21 protein-coding genes are annotated in these 23,854 nt (G+C 71.9%); 9 read left to right on the top strand and 12 right to left on the bottom strand.

Going from position 1 to position 23,854, the window contains the following annotated elements:
• Window positions 1–95: 95 nt before the first annotated feature.
• The 6 genes from Psi01_RS21405 to Psi01_RS21380 form a co-directional block, all read right to left on the bottom strand.
• Window positions 96–692: a hypothetical protein gene (locus Psi01_RS21405; RefSeq protein ID WP_204065851.1), complete on the bottom strand. Its 597-nt coding sequence runs from the start codon at window positions 690–692 to the stop codon at window positions 96–98.
• A 174-nt stretch (window positions 693–866) separates the two neighbouring features.
• Window positions 867–1,712 carry a MetQ/NlpA family ABC transporter substrate-binding protein gene (locus Psi01_RS21400; protein ID WP_204065850.1) on the bottom strand — a complete coding sequence of 282 codons (846 nt, stop codon included), beginning with the start codon at window positions 1,710–1,712 and terminating at the stop codon, window positions 867–869.
• A 70-nt stretch (window positions 1,713–1,782) separates the two neighbouring features.
• Window positions 1,783–2,439, bottom strand: coding sequence for a methionine ABC transporter permease (locus Psi01_RS21395; protein WP_239127902.1), 657 nt, complete (start codon window positions 2,437–2,439; stop codon window positions 1,783–1,785).
• Window positions 2,436–3,398 carry a methionine ABC transporter ATP-binding protein gene (locus Psi01_RS21390; protein ID WP_204065849.1) on the bottom strand — a complete coding sequence of 321 codons (963 nt, stop codon included), beginning with the start codon at window positions 3,396–3,398 and terminating at the stop codon, window positions 2,436–2,438. The genes Psi01_RS21395 and Psi01_RS21390 overlap by 4 nt, the downstream gene beginning before the upstream one ends.
• A gap of 544 nt (window positions 3,399–3,942) precedes the next feature.
• Window positions 3,943–4,710 (bottom strand): response regulator, encoded by a 768-nt coding sequence (locus Psi01_RS21385; protein WP_204065848.1) that lies wholly within the window; start codon window positions 4,708–4,710, stop codon window positions 3,943–3,945.
• Entirely contained in the window at window positions 4,707–6,056 is a 1,350-nt protein-coding gene (locus Psi01_RS21380) for a sensor histidine kinase (RefSeq protein WP_204065847.1), read from the bottom strand. Before Psi01_RS21380 ends, Psi01_RS21385 begins: the two co-directional genes overlap by 4 nt.
• Window positions 6,057–6,285: 229 nt before the next feature.
• On the opposite strand from Psi01_RS21380, the gene Psi01_RS21375 reads away from it, so the two are divergent.
• The gene (locus tag Psi01_RS21375) at window positions 6,286–7,608 is read left to right on the top strand and encodes a serine hydrolase (protein ID WP_204065846.1); all 1,323 of its coding nucleotides are present in this window, start codon (window positions 6,286–6,288) and stop codon (window positions 7,606–7,608) included.
• Between the two features lie 24 nt (window positions 7,609–7,632).
• Here Psi01_RS21375 and Psi01_RS21370 read toward each other — a convergent pair whose 3' ends face one another.
• The 5 genes from Psi01_RS21370 to Psi01_RS21350 form a co-directional block, all read right to left on the bottom strand.
• On the bottom strand, window positions 7,633–8,826 hold the full coding sequence (locus Psi01_RS21370; protein WP_239127901.1) for a cytochrome P450: 1,194 nt from the start codon (window positions 8,824–8,826) through the stop codon (window positions 7,633–7,635).
• A 217-nt stretch (window positions 8,827–9,043) separates the two neighbouring features.
• Window positions 9,044–11,419 carry an endopeptidase La gene (gene lon / locus Psi01_RS21365; protein WP_204065845.1) on the bottom strand — a complete coding sequence of 792 codons (2,376 nt, stop codon included), beginning with the start codon at window positions 11,417–11,419 and terminating at the stop codon, window positions 9,044–9,046.
• Between the two features lie 136 nt (window positions 11,420–11,555).
• A complete protein-coding gene (locus Psi01_RS21360; protein ID WP_204065844.1) occupies window positions 11,556–12,764 on the bottom strand; it encodes a multidrug effflux MFS transporter in 1,209 nt (402 codons plus the stop codon).
• Window positions 12,765–12,959: 195 nt separating this feature from the next.
• The gene (locus Psi01_RS21355) at window positions 12,960–13,196 is read right to left on the bottom strand and encodes a dihydrofolate reductase family protein (RefSeq protein ID WP_204065843.1); all 237 of its coding nucleotides are present in this window, start codon (window positions 13,194–13,196) and stop codon (window positions 12,960–12,962) included.
• Window positions 13,193–13,495 (bottom strand): dihydrofolate reductase family protein, encoded by a 303-nt coding sequence (locus Psi01_RS21350; RefSeq protein ID WP_204065842.1) that lies wholly within the window; start codon window positions 13,493–13,495, stop codon window positions 13,193–13,195. Before Psi01_RS21350 ends, Psi01_RS21355 begins: the two co-directional genes overlap by 4 nt.
• Before the next feature lie 394 nt (window positions 13,496–13,889).
• Between Psi01_RS21350 and Psi01_RS21340 the strand changes: the two genes are divergently transcribed.
• From Psi01_RS21340 to Psi01_RS21315, 6 genes are all read left to right on the top strand, one after another.
• Window positions 13,890–15,167 carry a sensor histidine kinase gene (locus Psi01_RS21340; RefSeq protein WP_204065840.1) on the top strand — a complete coding sequence of 426 codons (1,278 nt, stop codon included), beginning with the start codon at window positions 13,890–13,892 and terminating at the stop codon, window positions 15,165–15,167.
• Window positions 15,164–15,820, top strand: a complete 657-nt coding sequence (locus Psi01_RS21335; protein ID WP_204065839.1) for a response regulator — start codon at window positions 15,164–15,166, stop codon at window positions 15,818–15,820. The genes Psi01_RS21340 and Psi01_RS21335 overlap by 4 nt, the downstream gene beginning before the upstream one ends.
• Window positions 15,821–15,962: 142 nt before the next feature.
• Window positions 15,963–16,703 (top strand): alpha/beta hydrolase, encoded by a 741-nt coding sequence (locus Psi01_RS21330; protein WP_204065838.1) that lies wholly within the window; start codon window positions 15,963–15,965, stop codon window positions 16,701–16,703.
• Between the two features lie 259 nt (window positions 16,704–16,962).
• A complete protein-coding gene (locus Psi01_RS21325; RefSeq protein ID WP_239127900.1) occupies window positions 16,963–18,090 on the top strand; it encodes an acyltransferase family protein in 1,128 nt (375 codons plus the stop codon).
• 107 nt (window positions 18,091–18,197) lie between these two features.
• Window positions 18,198–19,505 (top strand): extracellular catalytic domain type 2 short-chain-length polyhydroxyalkanoate depolymerase, encoded by a 1,308-nt coding sequence (locus Psi01_RS21320; protein ID WP_204065836.1) that lies wholly within the window; start codon window positions 18,198–18,200, stop codon window positions 19,503–19,505.
• Window positions 19,506–19,625: 120 nt separating this feature from the next.
• Window positions 19,626–20,279 (top strand): biliverdin-producing heme oxygenase, encoded by a 654-nt coding sequence (locus Psi01_RS21315; protein WP_204065835.1) that lies wholly within the window; start codon window positions 19,626–19,628, stop codon window positions 20,277–20,279.
• 30 nt (window positions 20,280–20,309) lie between these two features.
• Here Psi01_RS21315 and Psi01_RS21310 read toward each other — a convergent pair whose 3' ends face one another.
• Complete coding sequence (locus Psi01_RS21310; protein ID WP_204065834.1) at window positions 20,310–21,413, bottom strand: winged helix DNA-binding domain-containing protein; 1,104 nt, start codon at window positions 21,411–21,413, stop codon at window positions 20,310–20,312.
• Window positions 21,414–21,554: 141 nt separating this feature from the next.
• Between Psi01_RS21310 and Psi01_RS21305 the strand changes: the two genes are divergently transcribed.
• Complete coding sequence (locus tag Psi01_RS21305; RefSeq protein WP_204065833.1) at window positions 21,555–22,148, top strand: TetR/AcrR family transcriptional regulator; 594 nt, start codon at window positions 21,555–21,557, stop codon at window positions 22,146–22,148.
• A 146-nt stretch (window positions 22,149–22,294) separates the two neighbouring features.
• A complete protein-coding gene (locus Psi01_RS21300) occupies window positions 22,295–23,839 on the top strand; it encodes a sensor histidine kinase (protein ID WP_204065832.1) in 1,545 nt (514 codons plus the stop codon).
• The last annotated feature ends 15 nt before the right edge of the window (window positions 23,840–23,854 follow it).

Raw genomic sequence — 23,854 nt, 5'->3', positions numbered from 1 at the left:
CGACGCAGGGCCCCGCTCACACGGCGAGGCCGTGACCTCCGGAGAGATCACGGCCTCATGTGTGGGTGATGGCCTTCTGCCATCGGGACTGTGGATCAGGCCTGGCTGTAGACGTGCTGCCAGCCGCCGAAGTAACCCTTGGGCTCGTGGTGGTTGCCGCGGCTCACCTGAACGGAGATCGACTTGGCGTCCTTACCGCTGAACGAGTAGTACTTCGAGTGCTTGTCGCAGTTCTTGAAGCTCTTGTAGTAGACCGAGTCGTCGAAGTTCACGACCTTGAAGGTCTCCCACGCGCAGCTGAAGCGGTGCTTGCCCCACCACTTGTGGTTGGTGAGCTTGCTGTCGACGGTGAAGGGGTACTCGTGGGCCCACTTCCAGACCTTCTTCTTGTGCCAGGTCTTGACCCACTTGCAGTGCTTCTTGCCGTCCTTCCACCAGCACTTCTTGACGACCTTGTAGTACTTCTTCCAGTACCACTGCTTGTACGACTTCTTGTGGACGGTGACCTCGCCCTCGGCCTCCGACTTGTGGTTGGAGGAGAAGTACGGGCCCCAGGAGTCGTGGAAGTAGGGGTCCGTGGCCGTGGAGGTGGTGGCAGCGGGGGCCGTCGCGGCGTTGGCTGCGACGGGGGCTCCTATGGCGAGGAGAGCGGCCACACCGGCACCGGCCAGGATACGGGTGACGAATCGCATCTGAGGGGTCCTCTCGGGAATGAGGATTTTTGAACGCTCCCGTTGTAGATCCCGGCGATTGCCACTCACTTACAACTTGCTTAAATGGCGAGGTCACCATCATGATCCGATAAAAGAACTTTCCCGATCCCCCTCGGGGAGATCGGGAAAGTCATCGGCACGGGCGACCGCGTCCTACTGCGCGGCGGCGGGAATGACCGAACCGCTGTAGGTGTCCTCGATGAACTTCTTCACCTCGGGACCGGACAGCAGCTTGGCGAGCTTGACCACGCGCGGGTCCTGCTCCTTGCCCGCGGCCACGACCAGGCCGTTGGCGTACGGGTTGCCCTCGGCCTTCTCCAGCACCAGCGAGTCGGTGGCGGGCTTGAGGCCGCTCTCGATGGCGTAGTTGCCGTTGATGACGGCGGCGTCGACGTCCTCCAGCGAACGCGGCAGCTGGGCGGCCTCCAGCGGCTGGAAGGTCAGGTTCTTCGGGTTGCCGGCGACGTCGCGCTCGGTGGCGGCGGTGCCGACGCCCTCCTTCAGGGTGATCACGCCGTTGTCGGCCAGCAGCTTCAGCGCGCGGCCCAGGTTGGTGGCGTCGTTGGGCACGGCCACGGTGGCGCCGTCGGCCAGCTCGGCGGCGGCCTTGATCTTCTTGGAGTACAGGCCCAGCGGCTCCAGGTGCACGTCCTGGACGTAGGTCAGCTTGGTGCCCTTGGAGGTGTTGAAGTCGTCCAGGTACGGCCGGTGCTGGAAGAAGTTGGCGCCGAGCTGGCCGTCGTCGAGCTGGACGTTCGGCTGGACGTAGTCGGTGAACTCGACGATCTCCAGGTTCAGCCCCTCCTTGGCGGCGAGGTTGTCCTTGACGAACTTCAGGATCGCCGCGTGCGGGACGGGGGTGGCGCCGACCTTGAGCACCTCGCCCGCGGCGGGCGTGGCGGCGGCGTCGGTGGCGGTGCCGGACTCGTTCGAGCCGCAGGCGGTCAGCGCCAGGGCCAGTGCGGTGGCGGCGGACGCGATGGCGAAGAACCTGCGCATGGTGCGCACTCCTTTTTCGGATGTGAGAGACCTGGGCCCCGCTCGTGGCAGAGCCAGGGAAGGGAGAAGATCAGTGGCGTGCGAGCCGGCGGGCGATCACGTCGCCCAGGGTCTGCACGAGCTGGACGATGACGATCAGCACGACGACCGTGACGATCATGAGGGTGGTCTCGAAGCGCTGGTAGCCGTACCGGATGGCCAGGTCGCCGAGACCGCCGCCGCCGATCACCCCGGCCATGGCCGAGTAGGAGATCAGCGCGACCACGGTCACGGTCAGCCCCGCGACGAGGCCGGATCGGGCCTCGGGCAGCAGGACCTTGCCGATGATCGTCCAGCGGCCGGCGCCCATGGCCTGGGCCGCCTGTACGGTGTCCCGGCCGACCTCGCGCAGCGCGGTCTCCACCAGCCGGGCGAAGAACGGCGCCGCGCCGAGCGTCAGCGGGACGACGGCGGCGAAGGTGCCGATGGTGGTGCCCACGATCAGCCGGGTCAGCGGGATGACCGCGATCATCAGGACGATGAACGGCAGTGACCGGCCGATGTTGACGATCAGGCCGAGCACCCGGTTGAGCAGCCGGGAGGGCAGCAGCCCGCCCCGGTCGGTGACGACCAGCGCGACGCCGAGCGGCAGGCCGAGCAGTACGGTGAACAGCGTGGACCACAGGACCATCAGGGCGGTCTGCCCGGTGGCCTCCCACAGCAGCGGGTTCATCTCTTCCCACGTCACGGGGCCACCTCCACCAGCAGGTCGCGCGCGGCCAGATAGCCGAGGGCGGCGTCGCGTTCGTCACCGGTGATGCGGACCCGGAGCCGGCCGGCCGAGACGCCGGCCACCTCCTCCAGGGCCCCGCCGAGGATGCTCACGTCCACGTCGAACTTGCGCACGACCTCCGAGACCACGGGCTCGTCGGCCCGCCCGGTGAAGGTGATCGTGACGGCTCCGGATTCGGGAGCGGGCAGGGGGAACAGCTCGGCGGCCAGGCTGGAGCCGGGCCGGGCGATCAGTTCGGTGATGCCGCCCGACTCCTCGATCAGCCCGTCGCGCATGACGGCGACCGAGTCGCAGATGCCCTTGACCACGTGCATCTCGTGGGTGATCAGCAAAATGGTCAGGCCCAGCTCGCGGTTGAGGCTCTTGAGGAGGGCGAGGATCGACTGGGTGGTGCCCGGGTCGAGGGCGGAGGTGGCCTCGTCCGACAGCAGCACCGAGGGCCGGCCGGCCAGCGCGCGGGCGATGCCGACCCGCTGCTTCTGCCCGCCGGACAGCTGGGCGGGATACGCCCCGGCCTTGTCGGCCAGCCCGACCAGCTCCAGCAGCTCGGCCACCCGCGCGGCCCGCTCGGCCCGGCCGACGCCCATGACCTCCAGCGGGAAGGCGACGTTCCCGGCGACGGTCCGCGACGACAGCAGCGCGAAGTGCTGGTGGATCATCCCGATCCGCTGCCGGGCCCGGCGCAGCTCGGCCTCCCCCAGCGCGGTCAGCTCCTGCCCCGCCACGGAGACGGTGCCCGAGGTGGGCCGCTCCAGCAGGTTCACACAGCGCAGCAGCGTGCTCTTGCCGGCGCCGCTCTGCCCGAGCACGCCGAAGATCTCACCCTCACGGACGTGCAGGTCGACGCCTTTCAGAGCCTCGACCCGCCGTCCTCGATCTTGATAGACCTTGTGCAGACCCGACACATCGATCACAACGGTTCCCCAACATGAATTAGGTCGTACGAAAGCGGATTCAGCCGGGGGGTCAGCGGGTGCCGGGAGGGAACGGCAGGTGGCTCAGACGGCGCAGGACGAGGGTGTCCGCGGGGCAGCTCATGGTGCAGGCCTTCTCTGGGGAACGGGGCGGGGGCTTCGGCATGGGAGGGGATCAGCCCCTCGACGGCATGCCACCCAGGGCACACATGCGGGACATCCCGCGCATTCGCGCGCCACGACACATGACCCGGCCCTGCGGGGTCATCTCGATGTCGTACGCCACATTCACGCCTGCCACAACACGCCCTTAATTCCCCCTATTCCCGACACTTTCAGTGAGGTACATCACACCCGCTCCGGTCCTGGGGACCTCCCCCGACCGGCGGACCGCGCCTCACGCGGAAGCGGCGACATCACCGCGGCCACGGATCCCGCCGAGCGACCGGCGACCGGGCACCCGCGTCCTACCCGCCCACCCGGCCCGGATAACGCCATGACCGCCCCCCGGCGGCCACCCCGTCCCGGCGCCGAACTCCGCCCGTCAGGCGGGAGGTGGGGGGAGGGGCTCCGCCAGGCCGGCTTCGTGGGCGAGGAGGGCGGCCTGGACCCGGTTCTCCAGGCCCAGGCGGGTGAGGATGCGGTTCACCCGGCTCTTCACTCCCGCCTCCGACAGGCCGAGGTTCCTGGCGATGCGCGTGTTGGACATGCCCCTGGCCACCAGGACGAGGACCTCCAGTTCCCGCGGGGTGAGCAGGCCGATCCGGCGGGCCGCCTCGGATCGGGGGTCCGGTGGCGTTCTCCCGGCGGCCGTCGACGCCTCCGGAGACGCCTCCGCGGCGGGCTCCCGCGCTCCGGCGAGCAGGGCGGGAGGCAGGGCCGTGACGGCCCCGATGATCCGCCGGGTGACGGTCGGGGCGAGGGCGGCCTCTCCCGCGGCGACCACGCGGATGGCGTCGGCGAGCCGGTCGGGCGAGGTGTTCTTCAGGACGAAGCCAGAGGCGCCCGCGCGCAGGGAGGCGTGGACATACTCGTCGAGGTCGAACGTGGTCAGTATCAGCACGCGGGGGCGGGGGCCGTCGTGCGGCCAGTCTCCCAGGATTCGCCCGGTCGCCTCCACACCGGTCAGACCGGGCATGCGCACGTCCATCAGCACCACGTCGGGCCGCAGTTCGAAGGCGGCCTCCACCGTCTCCTCCCCGTCGGCGGCCTCCCCCACGACCGTCAGATCGGCACGCCGTTCGATCATGACGCGCAGGGCGGCCCTGACCATCTCCTGGTCGTCGGCGACGAGAACGCGCACGGGTGTCATGCCGCGCCCTGCGGGCCCGTGACCACGGCGTCCCCGGCGGAGTCCTCATGGGGCGGGAGCGGTTCCGGGAAGCGGAAGACGGCTTCCACCCGCCATCCGCCGCCGTCACGGGGACCGGCCCGGAGGGTGCCGTCGAACAGCGCGACCCGCTCGCGCATGCCGACCAGGCCCAGGCCGGAGCCGGGCAGGGGGACGTGGGCAGGCGCGGGAGGGTCGTTGCCGACGACGACGGCCAGCCGTCCCCTCCCCCGGTCCAGGGTGATGCGCACACCGGTGGCCCCCGCGTGCCGCAGGACGTTGGTGAGGGCCTCCTGGACGACGCGGTAGGCCGACACCTGCACGGCGAGCGGGATCCCGGCCACCGGGACCGCCTCGATCCCCACCCGGCATCCGGCGGCCCGGGCGGTGGCGGCGAGCCGTTCCAGATGGCGCAGCGACGGCTCCGGAGCGGGGCCCGTCCCGCCGCGGTCACCGGTGAACGGACCCGAACGGCCGGACCCGTCACGGCCGTCGGCCAACAGGCCCGCGGGATCACAGTCGCGGTCGTCGGCGAGCAGGCACAGCAGGCGCCGCATCTCGGTCAGGGCGGTGTCGGCCGCCTCGCCGATCCCGGCCACGCCGCGGCCCGCCAGGCCGGGATCCTCGGTCAGCACCTCCGCCGTGGCGCGGGCCTGCATCGCGATCGCGCTGACGTGGTGGGCGACCAGGTCGTGCAGGTCGCGGGCGATGCGCGCGCGTTCGGCCAGGACCGCCCGCCGGGCGCTGGTCTCCTGCTCGGCGCGGAGCCGTCCGGCCAGCTCCCGCAGGCGCGCCGCGTCGGCGTGGATATGGCGCTGGGAGAAGCCCAGCAGCCAGGCGCCCGCCACCACCGCGACGATCAGCACCGCCTCGACCGGGCCTGCGACCGGCTCCCGGGGCACCGGCAGGCTCAGCCACGGCCCGGCGACCTCGGGGACCGCGATCGCGGCCGCGGCGGCGCCGATCGCCGCCGCGCTGCGCGGCGGGCGCGCGTATCGGGCGACGGCGTAGGCGGCGCACAGGACGTACAGCCCGTCGTGGAAGGCGACCAGGGGATCGGTCAGCTCGAAGAGCGGATAGGCGACGCCGACGACGGCCATGACCGGCCACGGATGCGACCGCCGCCACAGCAGCGGTACGGCCTGCGCGAGCAGCAGCACGACCAGCGCGGCGGCCGTGACGGTGTGCGCCGGGAGCGCCTCACCCAGCCGGAGCAGCAGCGCCATCGCCGTCAGCCCGCAGGCGAGCGCCGCGTCGGCCGCCCGCGGCCGCGCACGCAGCCACCGGCGCGCCGCGGTGATCGGTCCTGCAATGAGTGCGTTCATCATCTAGGGGATGGGACCGGACCCGCCTCCGGCGCCGCTCCCGGCCGGGGGGGAGGCCGGGGATCACCTTTCCGCCGACCAGCGTAGGGGACCGTCCCCGCCGCCGGAACGCATCGAAAGTTGCGCCGGTCCCGGCCGGTCCCGGGCTTTCGGCCGATCCCCGCGATGATCCTTTTTCCTACGGTCGGAACGTCCGCCGGATCACCCGGTACCGACCCGAACGGAAGACCCCATGCACCACACCGTCTCCCCGCATCCGGCCGCACGCGACACGGGGCGGAGCGGCAGGCGCCCGGCCGCGGCGGCGGCCGTGACCGCGGCGGTGCTCGCCGCCTCGCTCACCGCCCCGCTCGCCGCCGCCTCTCCCGCCTCCGCGAGCGGACCGGCGTCCCCCGCGGCGTTCTCCCCGGCCTCCCCCACGGCCTCCCCCACGGCCTCTCCCACGGCCTCTCCCACGGCCTCTCCCACCGGGGAGACCCCCACCGGCCGGTACGGCCGGGCCGGGCTCCAGCGCGACGTGGACGCCATCCGCGCCCTCGGCGCGACCGGCGTCGAGGCGCAGGTCGTCACCGGCGACGGCGGTCGCCTGGTCGCCACGGCCGGCGTGGCGGACGTCCGTACCGGAAAGCCCGTCCCCGTCGGGGGATACACCCGTATCAGCAGCGTCACCAAGACCTTCGTGGCCACCGTGGTGCTCCAGCTCGCCGGCGAGGGCAGGCTGTCCCTGGACGACACCGTGGAGCGCTGGCTGCCCGGGGTGATCCGGGGCAACGGCCACGACGGCCGCGCGATGACCATCCGCCAGCTGCTGCAGCACACCGCCGGCGTCCACGACGCCTATCCGGTCTTCGGCTCCGTCGAGGACTACCGCAAGCGCCGCTACGACCGCTTCACCGACGAGCAGGTGGTGGCCGAGGCGATGCGGCACGAGCCCACCTTCCGGCCCGGCGAGGGCTGGCTGTACTCCAACACCGGCTACCTGGCCATCAGCATGATCGTCAAGAGGGTCACCGGCCGTCCCTGGCACGTGGAGGTCCGCGACCGCATCAGCCGCCCGCTGGGCCTGCGGCACACGCTCTGGTCGGGCACCTCGGTCGACGTGCCGCGCCCCCGCATGAAGGGCTATCTCTTCCCGGGGCCCGGCGCGGCGCCGGTGGACGTCACCAGGCGCTTCGACGGCGACGCCGCGGGCGGCCTGATCTCCACCGCCCCGGACGTCAACCGCTTCCTGCGCGCCCTGGCGGGCGGCCGGCTGCTCCCACCCGCGCTGCTGGAGGAGATGCGCCGTACCGTCCCCGCCACGGCGTTCCAGCAGGTCTGGCCCGGGGCCCGCTACGGCCTGGGAATCATGTCGCGCCCGCTGACGTGCGGCGGCGTCTACTGGAACCACGGCGGCGACGACTACGGGTACACGGCGCGCACCGGCGTCACCCCCGACGGCCGCCGCAGCGTCACGCTGTTCGTCTCCGGCAAGACCGTGGACCCCGAACGCGCGCGGGCCCAGGAGGAGGCCGCCGCCGAACTGGTCGATCGCGCCCTGTGCGGCGGCCGCTGACCCTCCACCCGTCCCGGCCCGTGCTCACCCGCCCATGCGGACCGGCATCTCCTTGAGGGAGTTGACGAAGTTGGAGCGCAGGCGGCGGGTCGGGCCTGCCGGGGCGATGTCCGGGGCGCGCTCGGCCAGGACCTCGAACAGCACCCGGACCTCCATGCGGGCCAGGTGGGCGCCCAGGCAGAAGTGCGGGCCGCCGCCGCCGAAGCCGATGTGCGGGTTGGGGTCGCGGCCGATGTCGAAGACGTCCGCGTCGGGGAAGACGGCGGCGTCGCGGTTGCCCGAGGGGTAGTACATGACGACCTTCTCCCCCGCCGGGATCTTCTGCCCGCCGAGCTCGGTGTCGGCGAGCGCGGTGCGGCGCATGGTGATCACCGGGGAGACCCAGCGGACGACCTCGTCGGGGAGCGTGCGCAGCAGCGAGCGGTCCTCCAGCAGCCGCCGCCACTGTTCCGGGTGGTCGAAGAACGCCTGGAGCCCGCCGGAGGCGGCGTTGCGGGTGGTCTCGTTGCCCGCCACGGCCAGCAGCATCACGAACACGCCGAGGGCGAGGTCGTCCATGCTGGTCCCGTCCTCGCCGGGGGCGACCAGCTTGCTGACGATGTCGTCGCGCGGCTCGGCTCGGCGCTGGGCGCCGAGCGCGGAGGCGTAGGAGAGCAGCTCGAAGATCGGCGTCAGGTCACCGGCGGCGAACTCCGGGTCGTCGGCGCCGATGAGAGCGTTCGACCAGGTGAAGATCTTCTCCCGGTCCTCCGGGGGCGCGCCGAGCAGCTCGCAGATCACGTACAGCGGGAGCGGCGCGGCGATGTCGGCGACGAAGTCCACCGAGCCGCGGGCCAGGGCGGCGCCGACCAGGTCGTGGCAGATCTCGCGGATGTGGTCCTCGAGCTTGCCGATCATCCGGGGGGTGAAGCCCCGGTTGACGACGCTGCGGGTGACGGTGTGCTCCGGCGGGTCCTGGAAGAGCATCATGAGCCGGTTGCGGGAGAGCTGCTCCTCGGTCGCGTCCGGCACCATGATGCCGCCCGCGTGGGAGGAGAAGACCTCCGGGTGCCGGGAGACGTGCTGGATGTCGGCGTGCCGGGTGACGGCCCAGAAGCCGGGCCCGCCGGGTTCGGCGTGCCGGTGGACGGGGTCGTTCTCCCGGAGCCGGGCATAGCGGTCCCAGGGCATGCCCGCCTCGTACAACGAGGGGTCGTAGATGTCGATCTCGGTGCTCAATGGAAGGCCTTCTGTCCAGCATGTACGTGATGCCAGCAGTCTTCCAATTTCCAGATCTTCATCGCGACGGATCCGGGCTTCTCGGGGCAAATTGTGATCTTGCGGTACGGCCTTCGCGGCCGGGCCGCTTCTCCCCCGGCGGCGCCGTACGGCGATGCGTGCACACGGAGCGGCCCGGCCCTCCCGCGAGGGAGGACCGGGCCGGTCGTGGGACGGATCAGGCCGCGGCGTGCTCGGCGACCTTGGCCGGGGTGAGGGCGATCTCCAGGACCTCCCGCACGTCGCTCACCGTGTGGATGGTGAGCTCGTCGCGGACGGCCTGGGGGACGTCGTCCAGGTCCGGCTCGTTGCGGGCCGGGATCAGCACCGTGGTGATGCCCGCCCGGTGGGCGGCCAGCAGCTTCTGCTTGACGCCGCCGATCGGGAGCACCCGCCCGGTGAGGGAGACCTCGCCGGTCATCGCCACATCGTTGCGGACCGGCCGTCCGGACAGCAGCGAGGCCAGGGCCGTGGTCAGGGTGATGCCGGCGGATGGGCCGTCCTTGGGCACGGCCCCCGCGGGGAAGTGCACGTGCACCGAACGGTCCTTGAGCGAGGCGACCGGCAGCTCCATCTCCGCGCCGCGCGAGCGCAGGTACGACAGCGCGATCTTCGCCGACTCCTTCATGACGTCGCCGAGCTGACCGGTCAGGGTCAGGCCGGTGTCGCCGGTCTCCGGGTCGGCCAGCGACGCCTCCACGTACAGGACGTCGCCGCCCGCGCCGGTCACCGCCAGGCCGGTGGCCACGCCGGGCACCGAGGTGCGCTGACGGGACTCCGGCAGCGAGGACTCGGGCACGTGGCGCGGACGGCCGAGGTAGGCGACCAGGTCGTCGGCCGTCACCGCCACCGGCAGCTCGCCCTCGCCGAGGGCGAGCTTCGCGGTGACCTTGCGCAGGACGCGGGCGATCGAGCGCTCCAGGGACCGGACTCCGGCCTCCCGGGTGTACTCGGCCGCGAGCCTGCGCAGCGCGTCCTCCCCGACCGTCACCTCGTCGGCGCCGAGCCCCGCCTTCTCGAGCTGGCGCGGCAGCAGGTGGTCACGGGCGATGGCCACCTTCTCGTCCTCGGTGTAGCCGTCGAGCGTCACGATGTCCATGCGGTCGAGCAGCGGGCCGGGGATGGCCTCCAGCACGTTGGCCGTGGCCAGGAAGAGCACGTCCGACAGGTCGAGCTCGACCTCGAGGTAGTGGTCGCGGAAGGTGTGGTTCTGCGCCGGGTCGAGCACCTCCAGCAGCGCGGCGGTCGGGTCGCCCCGGTAGTCGGAGCCGACCTTGTCCACCTCGTCGAGGAGCACGACCGGGTTCATCGAGCCGGCCTCGCGGATGGCCCGGACGATCCGGCCCGGCAGCGCGCCGACGTAGGTGCGCCGGTGACCGCGGATCTCGGCCTCGTCGCGGACGCCGCCGAGGGCGACGCGGACGAACTTGCGGCCCATCGCGCGGGCGACGGACTCGCCGAGCGAGGTCTTGCCGACTCCGGGAGGGCCGGCCAGCGCCAGTACGGCGCCGCTGCGGCGCCCGCCCACCGCGCCCAGGCCCTTGGCGGCCCGGCGCCCGCGGACGGCGAGGTATTCGATGATGCGGTCCTTGACGTCGTCGAGGCCGGTGTGGTCGGCGTCGAGGACCTCGCGGGCCGCGGTGATGTCGTAGGAGTCCTCGGTCCGCTCGTTCCACGGGATGTCGAGGACGGTGTCGAGCCAGGTGCGGATCCAGCCGGTCTCGGGGGACTGGTCGGAGGTCCGCTCCAGCTTGTCGACCTCCTTGAGGGCGGCCTCACGCACCTTCTGCGGCAGGTCGGCGGCCTCCACGCGGGCGCGGTAGTCCTCCTCCTCGGAGGCGGCGGTGTCGCCGTTGAGCTCGGCGAGCTCCTTGCGGACCGCGGCGAGCTGCTGGCGGAGCAGGAACTCGCGCTGCTGCTTCTCCATGCCCTCCTGGACGTCCTTGCGGATCGTCTCGGCCACGTCCAGCTCGGTCAGGTGCTCGCGGGCCCACTCGACCAGCTTCTCCAGCCGGTCGGCGGGATCGGGGGCCTCCAGGATCTCGACCTTGCGCTGGGTGCTCAGCCAGGGGGCGTAGCCGGAGTTGTCGGCCAGGACCGACGGGTCGTTCATCTGGTTCACGGCGTCGACGACCTGCCACGCGCCGCGCTTCTGCAGGATCGTGGTGGTCAGCGCCTTGTATTCCTTGGCCAGTTCCTCGGCCCGCTCGCTCGCCGGGACCGGGTCGATCCGGGTGGCCTGCACCCACAGCGCCGCACCGGGGCCGGTGGTGCCGGACCCCACGCGGACGCGGTCGACGCCGCGCACCACGGCCGCGGGCTCGCCTCCGGGCAGTCTGCCGACCTGCTCCACGACGGCCCGGACGCCCACGGGGCCGTAACGGCCGTCGATGCGGGGAACGAGAAGGACCCGCGGCTTGTTCTCGTCGAGTGCCTGGGCGGCCTCGATCGCGGCGCGGATCTCCTTGTCGGACAGGTCCAGAGGAACGACCATCCCCGGAAGCACGACCGCGTCGTCGAGCGGAAGGACCGGGAGGATCAAGCTCTCACTCATCTGCACTCCAGGGGGTTGAGTTATACACACTCAATTAACAGGAGTCCTCGGATGTTCCCGGACTTGAGTCGTTTCGCTGTGAGCGATCGTAATCGTGTAATCGTCGGGGTCACCCCCCACCCCGCCGCCCCCGGGCCTAAGCGGGAGGCCGCCGGTCGACCAGGGCGGCGAAGATCGCCGCCAGCAACGCGAGTGACGCCGACGCCAGCAGCAGAGCCAGCAGGATCCGGACCGAACCGGCGGCGCCGAGAGAAAGACCCGCGACAGAGGAGATCAGCGCACCGCCCCCGATCGACATCGCAGCGGACAGACCTGTCGCGGTTCCCGCCAGATCGGCGCGCTCGGACATCACTCCGACGTTGACCACAGGCGTGGTCAGGCCGTTCCCCACTCCGATGAACATGCAGGAGACAAAGAACGCGAGAGCGTGGATGCCGTGCGACGTGGCGAGGATCAGACCGGCCAGCAGGCCCCCACAGGTCAGGACGCGCGCGTAGACGAGGATGTGGCTTCTGAAGAACCGTGACGCGCAGATTCCCGTCAGATAGCTGCCCAGGACGAACCCGGCCGGAACCATGGCCATGTGAAGGCCCAACGCGACACTTGATCCGCCGAAGTGGCCGCCCATGACCAAAGGCGCTCCCCCGAGGAACACGTAAAGCGTCCCCGTCGAGCAGGCCATGCAGAGCGTGTAGGCCCAGAACCTGGATGAACCCAGTATTCGCCGGAACGAGGCGAGAAGGTCTCCCTTCGAGGTTCCCGAATGGAGAGACGTCTCCTTCAGTTGCCGCATCGACGCGACGAGAACCGTTCCGCCGAGGATCGCGAGAACGACGAAAATCGCACGCCATCCGAACAGCTCGTCCAGGATCCCGCCCAACGTGGGCCCGAACATGGGGGCGAGCGCCCATCCCATGCCGGCGAGGCCGATCCTCCTCACCGCCTCACGCTCGCCCGACGTTTCTCTGATGACGACCATCGCAACCGAGAAACACGCGGCGATCGCCGCCTGGAACGTACGGCACACGAGGAATACGCCGATATCCGGCGCCAGCGCGCAGCCGATGGACGCAACGATGAAAATCGAAACGGATGTCAGCACGACCGGCCGACGCCCATAACGATCGGACAGGGCGCCGGCGACTATCTCGATCAGGGCGGTGGCGACCGCGTACACCGCAACCGAAAGGTTGACCAAGGCGAAGTCGGCCTCGAACGCGTCCGCGATATCCGGCAGCGCCGGCAGATAAACGTTTACCGGAAGTACCGATAGCGCCGTCAGCAGAATGAGAAACGCGGGACGCGGTGGAGTGGCCGGCTTCCGCGCGCCGAAGGACCTGGACATGCCGGATCATTTCCTCCCGGCCGGCGTCCGGGTACGGCGCAGCCGATCCGTCTGCCCACCAGGGAAGAACCGGGTCGCCGACCCCTACCAGCCTCTACGAAAGCACCGCAACCAGTACGAACCGTAGCGGCAAAGATCACCAACCGTCCCGGAAATCCGGAGCCTGCGGGTTCGGGGCCCGCCCGACCCGGTACGTCACGTGGACGGCCTCCGGAGTGTCCACCGTGTCCAGGTGTTCCAGTTCGGGGCCGGCACCGTCGAACAGAGCGGTGCCGGCCCCGGCAGGAGCGGGACGATGTGCAGCCGCAGGCGGTCGACCACGCCGGTCCGCAGCGCCTGCCGGACGATCGACGCACCGCCCATGATGTGAACCCGCCTGTCACCGGCGGCGGTCGAGGCCGCTTCGATCGCGGCGGCGACCCCGCCGGTCACGAAGGTGAACGTGGTCCGGCCCTTGTGCACCGTCCGTGCGGGCGGTGGGTCACGACGAAGACCGGCATCCGGTAGAAGCCGTCGTCGCCCCAGCCGCCGGTCGCCTCGTACACCGACCGGCTCGTCACCAGGGCGCCGGAGGCGGCGAACGTGGCCCGGCTCAGCCGCCGCCCCTCTTCGTGTTCGAGCCAGGCGTGCAGCCGCGTGCCGCCCCTGCGCAGCCCGGGGCACCGGTCCAGGCCGGGCCCGGTGACGAACCCGTCCACCGACATCGAGATGTCCACTTCAACAATCGCCATGCCCAAGTAGACGTGCTCCGGCCGGAATCTCACCGATGATCCGGCCGGTTTTTTCCGTCGGTACCGGTATGAACGTCACTGTGGACGCCACGAGGTTCGCGGACCTGACCCGCCGGCACCGCCGCGAGCTGCAGCCGTACTGCTACCGGATGCTCGGCTCGCTGGATGGCGGCCGAAGAGCATGTGCAAGAGGTGTTCCTGCGAGCCTGGCGCTCCGGGGACGCCTTCGAGGTGCCCGGTCTGTTCGCCGCGTTCGGCCTCCCGGCCGATCCGTCCGGAGCGTGACCCGGGTGATCCCTCTGCGGGGTGACCCGGATGATCCCTCTGCGGGGTGACCCGGCCGATACCCCCGCGGTGTGATCCGGATGGTCGGCGATCTCCCTAAACTGGCCGGATGCCTTCCCCTCCCGCTCCGCGGGCACGGCTGCGGCCTCTCGCCCGGCTGGCCCGCGCGCTCGGCGCGACCGTGTGGACCGGCAGGGCCGGGCCGCCGCACCCCCGCCCCCGATGGCTGGAGCCCCGCGTACCGGAGTTCCTGAGCCTGCTGCCGTTCCGCACCATCGACCTGGTCTTCGTCGCCGACCTCGTGCTGGCCTTCTTCCTGGCTCAGATCGACTCGATCGGCTTCTCCCTCACCACGGCCTCCGTGATACCGCTGGTGCTGGTACTGCGCACCCGGTGGCCGCTGGCGGCCTGGCGGCTCTCAGCGGTGCTGAGCCTGCTGGCGACCGGCACCGACGGGGGCGACGTCCCCGTCACCGCCGAGACGGGGGTCGTCTACCTGCTGACGGTCTACGCGGTCGCAGTCCGCTGCGAGCGGCACATCATCCTCGGCGTGTGGATGATCTCGTCCGCCGGCCTGTGGGTCATCGGCATCGTATTCGCATCCGACGTACCCGGCGTGACGCTCATCGGCATCGCCCTGGTGACCGTCACCGTCCTGTTCGGCTACAACGTCCAGGCCAGACGGACCGCCGCCGGGCGTCTGGCCGAGGAGAAACAGCGCAGCGAGCAGGCGCTGGCCGGGCAGGCCGTGCTGGAGGAGCGTGCCAGGATCGCCCGGGAGATGCACGACGTCGTGGCCCACCACATGTCGGTGATCACCATCCAGGCGGAGGCCGTACCGCTGAAGGCGCAAGGGGACGCGCGGCTGCTGGAGGAGGGGCTCGGCGAGATCCGCACGCTGTCGCTGGCCGCCATGACCGAGATGCGCCGGGTGCTGGGCGTGCTGCGCGACGGGGAGGGACGCACGGACACCGCACCGCAGCCGGGCCTGGGCCGCCTGGAGGAACTCGCCGCCACCGCGCGCACCGCCGGGCTCACCGTGACGCTCAAGCTGGGCGCCGATCTGCTCGGCCTGCCCACGGCGGTGAGCCTGTCCGCCTACCGGATCGTGCAGGAGTCGCTCAGCAACGCCATGCGGCACGCCCCCGGCTCGGCCGTCACGGTGAAGATCTCCCGGTCCGGCGACGAGCTGAACATCCACGTGTCGGACGACGGCGGGGACCGCGCCGCCGCGGAGGCGGCGAAGGCGGGGCGCGGCAAGCACACGGGACACGGCCTGATCGGGATGCGGGAACGGGCCGCCATGCTCGGCGGGAGCGTATGGGCCGGGCCGACCGGCAAGGGCTTCGCGGTCACCGCCATACTGCCGATCATGGAGGAAGCATGACGATCCGGGTTCTCATCGCCGACGACCAGGGCATGGTCAGGACCGGCTTCACCGTGTTCCTGGACGCCCAGCCCGACATCGAGGTCGTGGGCGAGGCGGTGAACGGCGAGGACGCGATCGCGCGCACCGCCGAGCTGCGGCCGGACGTGGTGCTGATGGACGTGCGCATGCCGGTCATGGACGGACTGGCCGCGACCAGGGAGATCCTCATCTCCGGCGCGCACACCCCGAAGATCCTGATCCTGACCACGTTCGACCTGGACGACTACGTCTATGAGGCGCTGCGGGCCGGGGCCAGCGGCTTCCTGCTCAAGGACGCCTCGGCGCAGCAGCTGGCCGAGGCCGTCCGGGTGGTCGCGGCCGGGGAGGCGCTGCTCGCCCCCTCGGTGACCAGGCGGCTCATCTCCGAGTTCGCCCGCGTCGGGCCGCAGCGCCCGCGCGTCCGGCTGGACGGCATCACCGAGCGCGAGACCGAGGTGCTCACCCTCATCGCCCGGGGCCGGTCCAACCAGGAGATCGCCGAGGAGCTCGTCCTGTCGGAGCAGACGGTCAAGACGCATGTGGGCCGGATCCTGGCCAAGCTGGATCTGCGCGACCGGGCCCAGGCGATCGTGTACGCCTACGAGAGCGGGCTGGTGCGCCCCGGCGAGTAGCCCCGGGCCGCGCGGGACCCGGGAAGGGTGACCCGAGTACCCCTCGGGAGGGATCCGGAGCTGGGCGCTCCGGGGTGACGCGGGTTACCGATCATGGTCCATAGCGTCCTGTCATGTTCCCCGAACCTGACAGGAGACATGCATGGTCCGCCCCCTGCTCGCCGCCGCGGTGATCGCGACAGCCGTCCACCTGCTCAACCCCCAGCCGTCGGACGACCGGATCGTCAAGGTCTACGGCGACCTGGGCACGGCGGAGCACGTGGCCGTGATCGTCCCGGGTTCCGACACCACGGCCGCCACCTTCGACGGCGGGCGCGCCAAGCCGTACAGCACGCCGGGGGGCGCGGCGCGGGCGCTGCTGGAGCAGGCGCGCGCCATGGACCCGGACGCCCGGCTGGCGGTGGTGGCCTGGCTCGGGTACGGCAGCCCGGCGACCTTCAGCCTGGACGTGGCCACCGAGGGGGCCGCGGTCGAGGGCGCTCCGGCGCTGCGGCGCTACGTGTCCGAGACGCTGCGCGGCAAGCGGGTCAGCCTGCTGTGCCACAGCTACGGATCGGTGGTGTGCGCCAAGGCCGTGCCGGGGACCGGGGTCGCCGACACCGCGGTGGTCGGCAGCCCCGGCCTGAGGGTGTCGTCGGCCGCCGAGCTGGGCGGCACCCGGCTGTGGGCGGGCAGCGGCGCGACCGACTGGATGCGCAAGGTGCCGAAGATCCGCATCGGTCCCCTGGGCTTCGGCCCCGACCCGGCGGGCCCGGACTTCGGTTCCCACGTCTTCGCCACCGGCGCCGCCGGGCACAGCGACTACTTCCAGCCCGGCAGCGAGTCCCTGCGCAACCTCACCCTGATCGCCCTCGGCCGGACCGGCGAGGTGTCCCATGCCTGACCGCCCCGGCCACCGTACGGCGGCGCCGGCCACCACCGCCCCGGTGCCCGCCGTACCGGCGCCGGAGAACGAGCACGCGGGACGCGCGGCGAGCGGGGAGCCGAAGGACACGGCCGGGCGCGCGGCGGGCCGGAGTCGGCAGGACGAGCACACGGGACGCGCAGAGGGCGAGGGGCGGAACGGCGCAGCCGGACGCGCGGAGGGCCGGGGCGATATGGCTGGGAACCGGAAGGGCGTGTTCGGGCGGGGAGGGGGGTGGGTGGGGCGGGTTGAGGCGATGACCCCTGCGGGGAGGGACCGGGGGGTCGACGCGCTGCGGGGATTGGCGATCTTGGGGGTGGTGCTGGGGCACTGGCTGGTGACGGCCTGGGTGATGGAGCCCGGAGGGGGTCTGCGGATCTCCAGTCCGCTGGTCCACCTGCCGGAGCTGACGCCGTTGTCGTGGGTGTTGCAGACGCTGGCGGTGTTCTTCTTCGTGGGCGGTTACGTGGCGGCGCGGAGTCTGCGGTCGGGGGCGGACGGTCCGGCGTGGGTGCGGGCCAGGATGGGGCGCCTGCTGCGGCCGGCGGTCCCGCTGCTGGTGGCCTGGGCCGGGATCGCGGCCGGGGCGGTGGCGTACGGCGTGCCGCCCGCGACGGTCAGGGCGCTGGTGCTCCCGGTGGTCGGGCCAATCTGGTTCCTGGCGGTCTTCGCCGGGCTGACCGCGGCCACTCCCCTGCTGCTGAGACTCCGGCCGGGGGTCACGGCCGTCTCGGCGGGCGCGGTGGTGCTCGTCGTGGACGCGCTCCGGTTCGGGCTCGGCGGGCCGGCCTGGCTGGGCTGGGTGAACCTGGCGGCCGGATGGCTGGTGCCGTACGCGCTGGGCCTGGGCTGGGCGCGCGGCCTGTTCGCCTCCCGGCGTCCGGCGGTGGCGCTGCTGGCCGGCGGGGCGGCCGGGACGGTGGTCCTGGTGACGGTGTTCGGCTACCCCGCGAGCATGGTGGGCCTGACCGGGGCGAAGATCTCCAACCTCAGCCCGCCCACGCTCGCCGCGGTCACCTTCGGGCTGGCCCAGGTGGGGCTCGCGCTGCTGGCACGCGGGCCGCTGGCCCGGCTGATGCGGCGGCCCCGCGTGTGGGCGGTGGTGGCGCTGGCCAACCTGTCGGCGATGACGCTGTTCCTGTGGCACCAGACCGCGGCGGCGGTGACCGTGGTCGCGGCGCTGCCCTTCGGCGAGGTGCCCGGACTGCTCTCCACGCCCGGCACGCTCGCCTGGGTGGCCTGCCGCCTGGCCTGGGTGCCGGTGTTCGCGCTCCTGCTGGTCTCGGTGATGGCGCTGGACGCACGGCGGCGCTCCCCGGTCCCCGGCGAGATCCCCAGCGGGTCTGCGGCGTCCGCTCTCCGGTAGGTGGCGATCCACGCCACATCACCGCTCCGCAGAGTGATGGTGCGCCACGTGGGCTGGGCCGTTCCGGAATCCGAGGATGACGGCATCCCCCCCATCTGGAGGCACGTATGAAACTCCGGCGCACGCTCCTGACCCTCCTGGCGGCCGGTCTGGCGGCGGTCACGGCGAACACCACCGGGGCGGCGGCCGTACCGGCCGTGACATCGGTGAACGCGGCCGCGCCCCCGCCCGTCCCCGGCGCGCTGCACCGCCACGGCATCACCGGGACCTACCTCTCGGGCCTGTCGTCGGGCGGCTTCATGGCCAACCAGCTGCACGTGGCCCACTCGGCCGTGTTCGAGGGCGCCGGGATCTTCTCGGCCGGTCCCTACCGGTGCGCCCAGGGCAACCTGGGCTACGCCCTCAACGCGTGCATGAAGACGACGCTTCCCAGGAAGACCCCGGCGGAGCTGGCCGCCGAGACCCGCAGCCTCGCCTCCGCCGGCCGGGTCGACCCCGTCTCCGGACTCTCCGGCGACCCGGTGTACCTGTACCACGGCACCGCGGACGACACGGTGCTCCAGGCCGTCAACGACGACCTGGCCGCGTACTACCGGGCCCTGGGCGCCGACGTCGCCTACGACAGGACCTCGGGCGCCGGGCACGCCTGGGTGAGCCCGGCGGGATCGAACGCCTGCTCCTCCACAGCCTCCCCCTACGTCAACAGGTGCGGGGGCACCGACCCGGTCGGCGACATGCTCCGTCACCTGCTCGGGGACGTCGCCGCCCCCGGCACGGGACCCCTCACCGGGAAGCTCGTCTCCTTCGACCAGAGCCCGTACGTCCCGGGCGGGGACCCGGCCGCGGTGAGCATGGGCCGCGAGGGGTTCGTCTACGTCCCCCCGGCCTGCGAGTCCGGTCCCTGCACGCTGATGGTCACGCTGCACGGCTGCTACCAGTACCACGGGCTGGTGGGCGACGCGCTGATCGACAAGGCGTACCTCAACGAGTACGCGGACGCCAACCGCATGATCGTGCTCTACCCGCAGGCGACGACCGCCCCGGACAACCCGCGCGGCTGCTGGAACTGGTGGGCGTACGGCGGGGACACCGCCTACGCGGAGCGGGCGGGCAGGCAGATCACCGCCCTGATGGCCATGGTGCGCGCGCTCGGCGGCGGGGAACCCGGCCCCACCCCCACGCCCACTCCGACCGCGACCCCCACTCCGACCGCGACCCCCACTCCGACCGCGACCCCCACCACGGCGCCGGTGTGCGTGACGGCGAGCAACTACGCGCACGTCGCCGCGGGGCGGGCCCAGCACCGGCAGGGGTACGCCTACGCCGCCGGTTCGGGGCAGAACCTCGGCCTGTGGAACACCTATGCCACCAGCACGATCAAGGAGATCGCCCCCGGCCACTGGGTGCGGTGCTGACCCGCCGGATCTATATGACAGCCTGTCGTGATCCCTTGACGGGCCTCCGAGTTTCATGACACCGTGTCATGAAAGGAACGCCGACGTGGAGTGAGCACCAGGGTGAGCAGCGGAGTGAGCATGAGTGAGGCGCCGTTCTCCGAAGTCCTCAGGAACGCCACCTGGGGCGACCACCGGTCGGCCGAGGACGACAGCTATCTCAAGGCCCTGATGGCGGGCCGGCTCAGCCGCGAGGCGTACGGCCAGATGGTCGCCCAGCACTACTTCGCCTACGTGGCGCTCGACGGCGTCTCCCGGGCGCTCGCCGACGACCCGGTCGCCGCGCCGTTCGTCTTCCCCGAGCTCTACCGCGAGCAGGCGCTGGTCCGGGACCTGGAGACGATCTACGGCCCCGGCTGGGCGGACTTGATCGAGCCCTCCGGGCCGACCCGGACCCTGGTCGCCCGGATCGAGCAGGTCGCCGCCTGGCCCGGCGGCTACGTCGCCCACCACTACACCCGCTACATGGGCGACCTGTCCGGCGGGCAGTTCATCCGGATGGAGCTGGAGAAGATATACGGCTACCGCGCGGGCGGCGGCGTCGACTTCTACCGCTTCGACGCGATCGGCAGCCTCCCCCGGTTCAAGAACGAGTACCGCGCCCGGCTGGACGCGCTGCCCCTCGACGAGGCCGAGAAGCAGCGCGTCATCCGCGAGACGAAGCTCGCCTACCAGCTCAACACCGAGGTCCTGGGCGACCTGGGCCGGGTGGCGCGGGCCGAGTCCGCCGCCTGACCCCGATCCCGAGGGCTCCCGGCGGCCGTCTCACCCCGGCTGGGGAGCCGCGAACACGATGTCGTGGGTCTTCCCCGCCGCGGAGAAGGCCAGCATCGCGGCGCCCTCGGCGATCACCGCCTCCTCCTCGGCGCCGGTCAGCTTCCTGAACGGGCGCACCGTCAGCGTCGCCGTACCGCGCCGCCTGACGACCCGCCAGGTGGCGGCGACCACGCCGTCCACCAGGAGCATGCTCGGCTCCTCCCCGGTCATGCCGAACCCCTGGTCGGCGATGTTGACGGTGACCAGGCGGCTCAGGTCGGCGTGCGAGCGCAGCAGGTTGTCGTAGTCGTAGACGAAGCGCACGGGCGCGGGCGTGTCCGGGTCGGGGCGGGGAGCGTCCGGCAGGTCGAACAGCTCGCGCCCCTGCTCGTCGCGGAAGACCGCCAGCCGCGGCCGGAGCCGCTCGACGATCTCCGTCAGCCGGGTCAGCCCGCACCAGTGCTGCACGTCGCGGACCGTCGCCGGGCCGAACGCGGTCAGATAGCGCAGCACCAGCCGCTCCAGCGACGCTCCGGCGTCCACCGGCCGCCCGAGCCAGGTCTCGACCGCCTGGTGGGCGGCCGGACCGCTCTCGCCCCACAGGCCGCGCGGCGGCACCTGCACCAGCGGCACGGACGCCCGGATAGCCTGGGCCATCGAGGCCGGGTCGTTGTCCGGCCACCGCTCGGCCAGCGCCCGGCCCAGCCGGCTGAAGGTCATCGCCCTGTCTGCGAGCAGCTCACGGGCCGCCGCCACCAGCTCCGCACGGTCCAGGCCGGTCAGGCCGCGGCGGAAGTTGCTCATCGTCATGCGCTCGATGACCGGCTCCACCAGGGGCCGCAGCCACAGGCAGTCGTCGGCGGTGACCAGGTGGATGGTCGAGCGCATCAGCGCCATCCGCACCGCGCCCCGCTCGCGCAGCAGCTGCGCCGTGCCCTCCGGGGTGTAGTCCGCCAGCCGGGACCACAGACCGAGGTACCACGAGTGGGTGCTCTGGGCCTGCAGCCCTACCAGGTGCTCCAGCGCCTGCGGCACCGTCAGCTCCGAACGGCGCAGCAGCAGCTGCCTGTCGAGGGTGGCACGGTTGAGCGCCCTGGAGCTGAGAGTCGTCATGTCTCCTCTTCCCGTTCCGGTGGACCTGTCCGCCGTCGATGACAAGCATGCCGGTCATTGCGGAAGGATTGATTCCGCAATGGGAGGAAACCTCGGCGAATCCGCGGGGCCGTCCCATCCCGCCTGTGCGACCATGGGATCATGCCCCGCATTTCGGCCGCGACGATCGGCGAGCATCGCGCCCAGACACGCGACCGCATCCTGCAGGCGGTCTCGCGGCTGTCCCGGGACCAGGGCGTCGACGCCATCTCGATGACCGACGTGGCCGGCGAGGCCGGGATCACCCGCACCGTCCTGTACAACTACTTCCCCGACAAGGCCGCGCTGCTGCTGGCCTTCACCGAGCGGGTGACGAGTTACTTCATCGAGTCCTACGAGCGGGAGCTGCCCGAGAACGCCTCCCCCGCCGAGCGGCTGCGGGTGTTCGTCCGGCTCCAGCTGGCCGGGCTGCTGGCCCACCCGCATCCCGGCGCGGCCGACCTGTCGGCGGCCCTGGGCCCGGACGCCTACCAGCGCCTGGCCGACCACGTCGCCCCGATGCAGCGCATCCTGACCGGCATCATCGACAGCGGCGTGAAGGCGGGCGCCTTCCAGGCGCCCGACGTGCCGGCCACCGCCCGGATCATCATGGCCGTCATCGGCGCCGAACGGCTGCCGCTGCTCGGCGGCACGGTGACGGTGGAGGAGGCCGAGGAGACCGTCTGCGGCTTCGTCCTGCGCGCCCTGGCCGCCTGACCGCCCGATCGGGGAACCGGTCGTTTCCCACTCCTCAGATCGGGTGACGGGCTGCCGATTCGGGCGGAGTGATGAATGTCAGTTCAACCCCGAGTCCGGCCCCGGCCGTGCGAGTGAGCCGTGCGCCTCTGCTCGCCGCCGCGATCGTGCCTCTGGTCACTGCGCTGATCTTCGCAGGGGCCGGCCGGATGCTGGGACCCGTGCCCGCCTTCCTGCCGGCCTTCCTGGCGGTGGTGTGGGCCAGCGACCTGCTCACCGCCTTCCTGCTGATCACCCAGTTCCGGGCCAGCGGCGACCGCCGCCTGCTGGCCCTGTCCAGCGCCTACCTGTGGTCGGCGGCGGTGATCGTGCCGCACGCGATGGTCTTCTCCGGCCTGTTCGCGCCCACCGGGCTGCTCGGCGCGACGCCGAGCAGCGCGCCGTGGCTGTGGACGGCCTGGCACACCGGCTTCCCCCTGCTGATCGGCCTCGCGCTGGGGCCGTGGCCGCGCCGGCTGGAGGCCGCGCCCGTCCCGCCCGGACGGCGGGCGATGATGACCGCGGCCGTGACCGGCGCGGTGGTGACCGGGGTCGCCGCCGTCACCTGGCTGGTGACGGCCGGGGCCGGGCACATCCCCGTGATCATGGTCAACGGGGACTACCGGGTGCTGACCGAGAAGTTCGGCGCGGCCATCATCGCGGTGAACGTCATCAGCCTGCTCCTCGCGGTCAGCCGGTTCCGCGGCACCGTACGGGGCCTGGAGTCGTGGGCGGTGATCGCGGTGATCGCCTCCTGCGGGGACGTGCTCCTGACCCTGTTCGCCGGGGCGCGCTTCACCTTCGGCTGGTACGGCGCCCGCCTGCTGGCCCTGGTGGCCGCGCTGGTGGTGCTCACCTCGCTGCTGCGGGAGATCACCACGCTCTACCGGCGGGTGCGCCGGCACGCCGACGAGCTGGTCCGGCACAACGACGAGCTGCGCCGGGCCAACGCGCTGCGCGACCACCTCGTGGCCGTGGTCTCACACGAGCTGCGCTCGCCGCTGACCGCCGTCCGGGGCTTCATGGAGATCATCGACGAGCATCCCGACCTCTCCGACGAGCGCGCCCGGCAGATGATCGCCCGCTCCCAGATCCTGCTCGCCCGGCTGACGATGCTCACCGAGGACCTGCTGACGACACCGGGCGTGCAGGCCGGCCGGCTGGCGGTGCACAGGGAGCCGGTGGACCTGCGGGAGTCGCTGTCGGAGTGCGCGGCCCTGTTCCCCGAGGCCTCGATCGTGGTCGACTGCCCGGCCGGTCCCCCGGTGTGGGCCGACCCGCTGCGGCTGCAGCAGATCGTCGGCAACTACGTGCGCAACGCGCTCAAGTACGGCGAGCTCCCGATCGTGCTGGAGGCGCGCTTCTCCGGCGACACGGTGGACATCCGCGTCCGCGACCACGGAGGCGGCGTGCCGCAGGCGTTCGTCCCCCACCTGTTCGACGCCTTCAGCCGGGCCGACGACGAGCGCACCCGCAACATGGCCGGCGTGGGCCTGGGCCTGTCCATCGTCGCCTCGCTCGCGCAGGCCCACGGCGGCCGGGCCTGGTACGACGCGTCCACCGGTCCCGGCGCCTGCTTCGTGGTCACCCTCCCGCTGGCGCCGGCCGCGCAGTCCCCGATCCCGCTGGAGAGGTCGTCCTCGCAGGCGGCGAGCCTCGACCCGGTCGCCTGACACCTCCGCGGCGGG

The sequence above is a fragment of the Paraplanobispora siamensis genome, assembly GCF_016863175.1.
GTDB classification, from domain to species: Bacteria; Actinomycetota; Actinomycetes; order Streptosporangiales; family Streptosporangiaceae; genus Planobispora; species Planobispora siamensis.
This window is presented reverse-complemented; position numbering and strand designations above follow the sequence as displayed.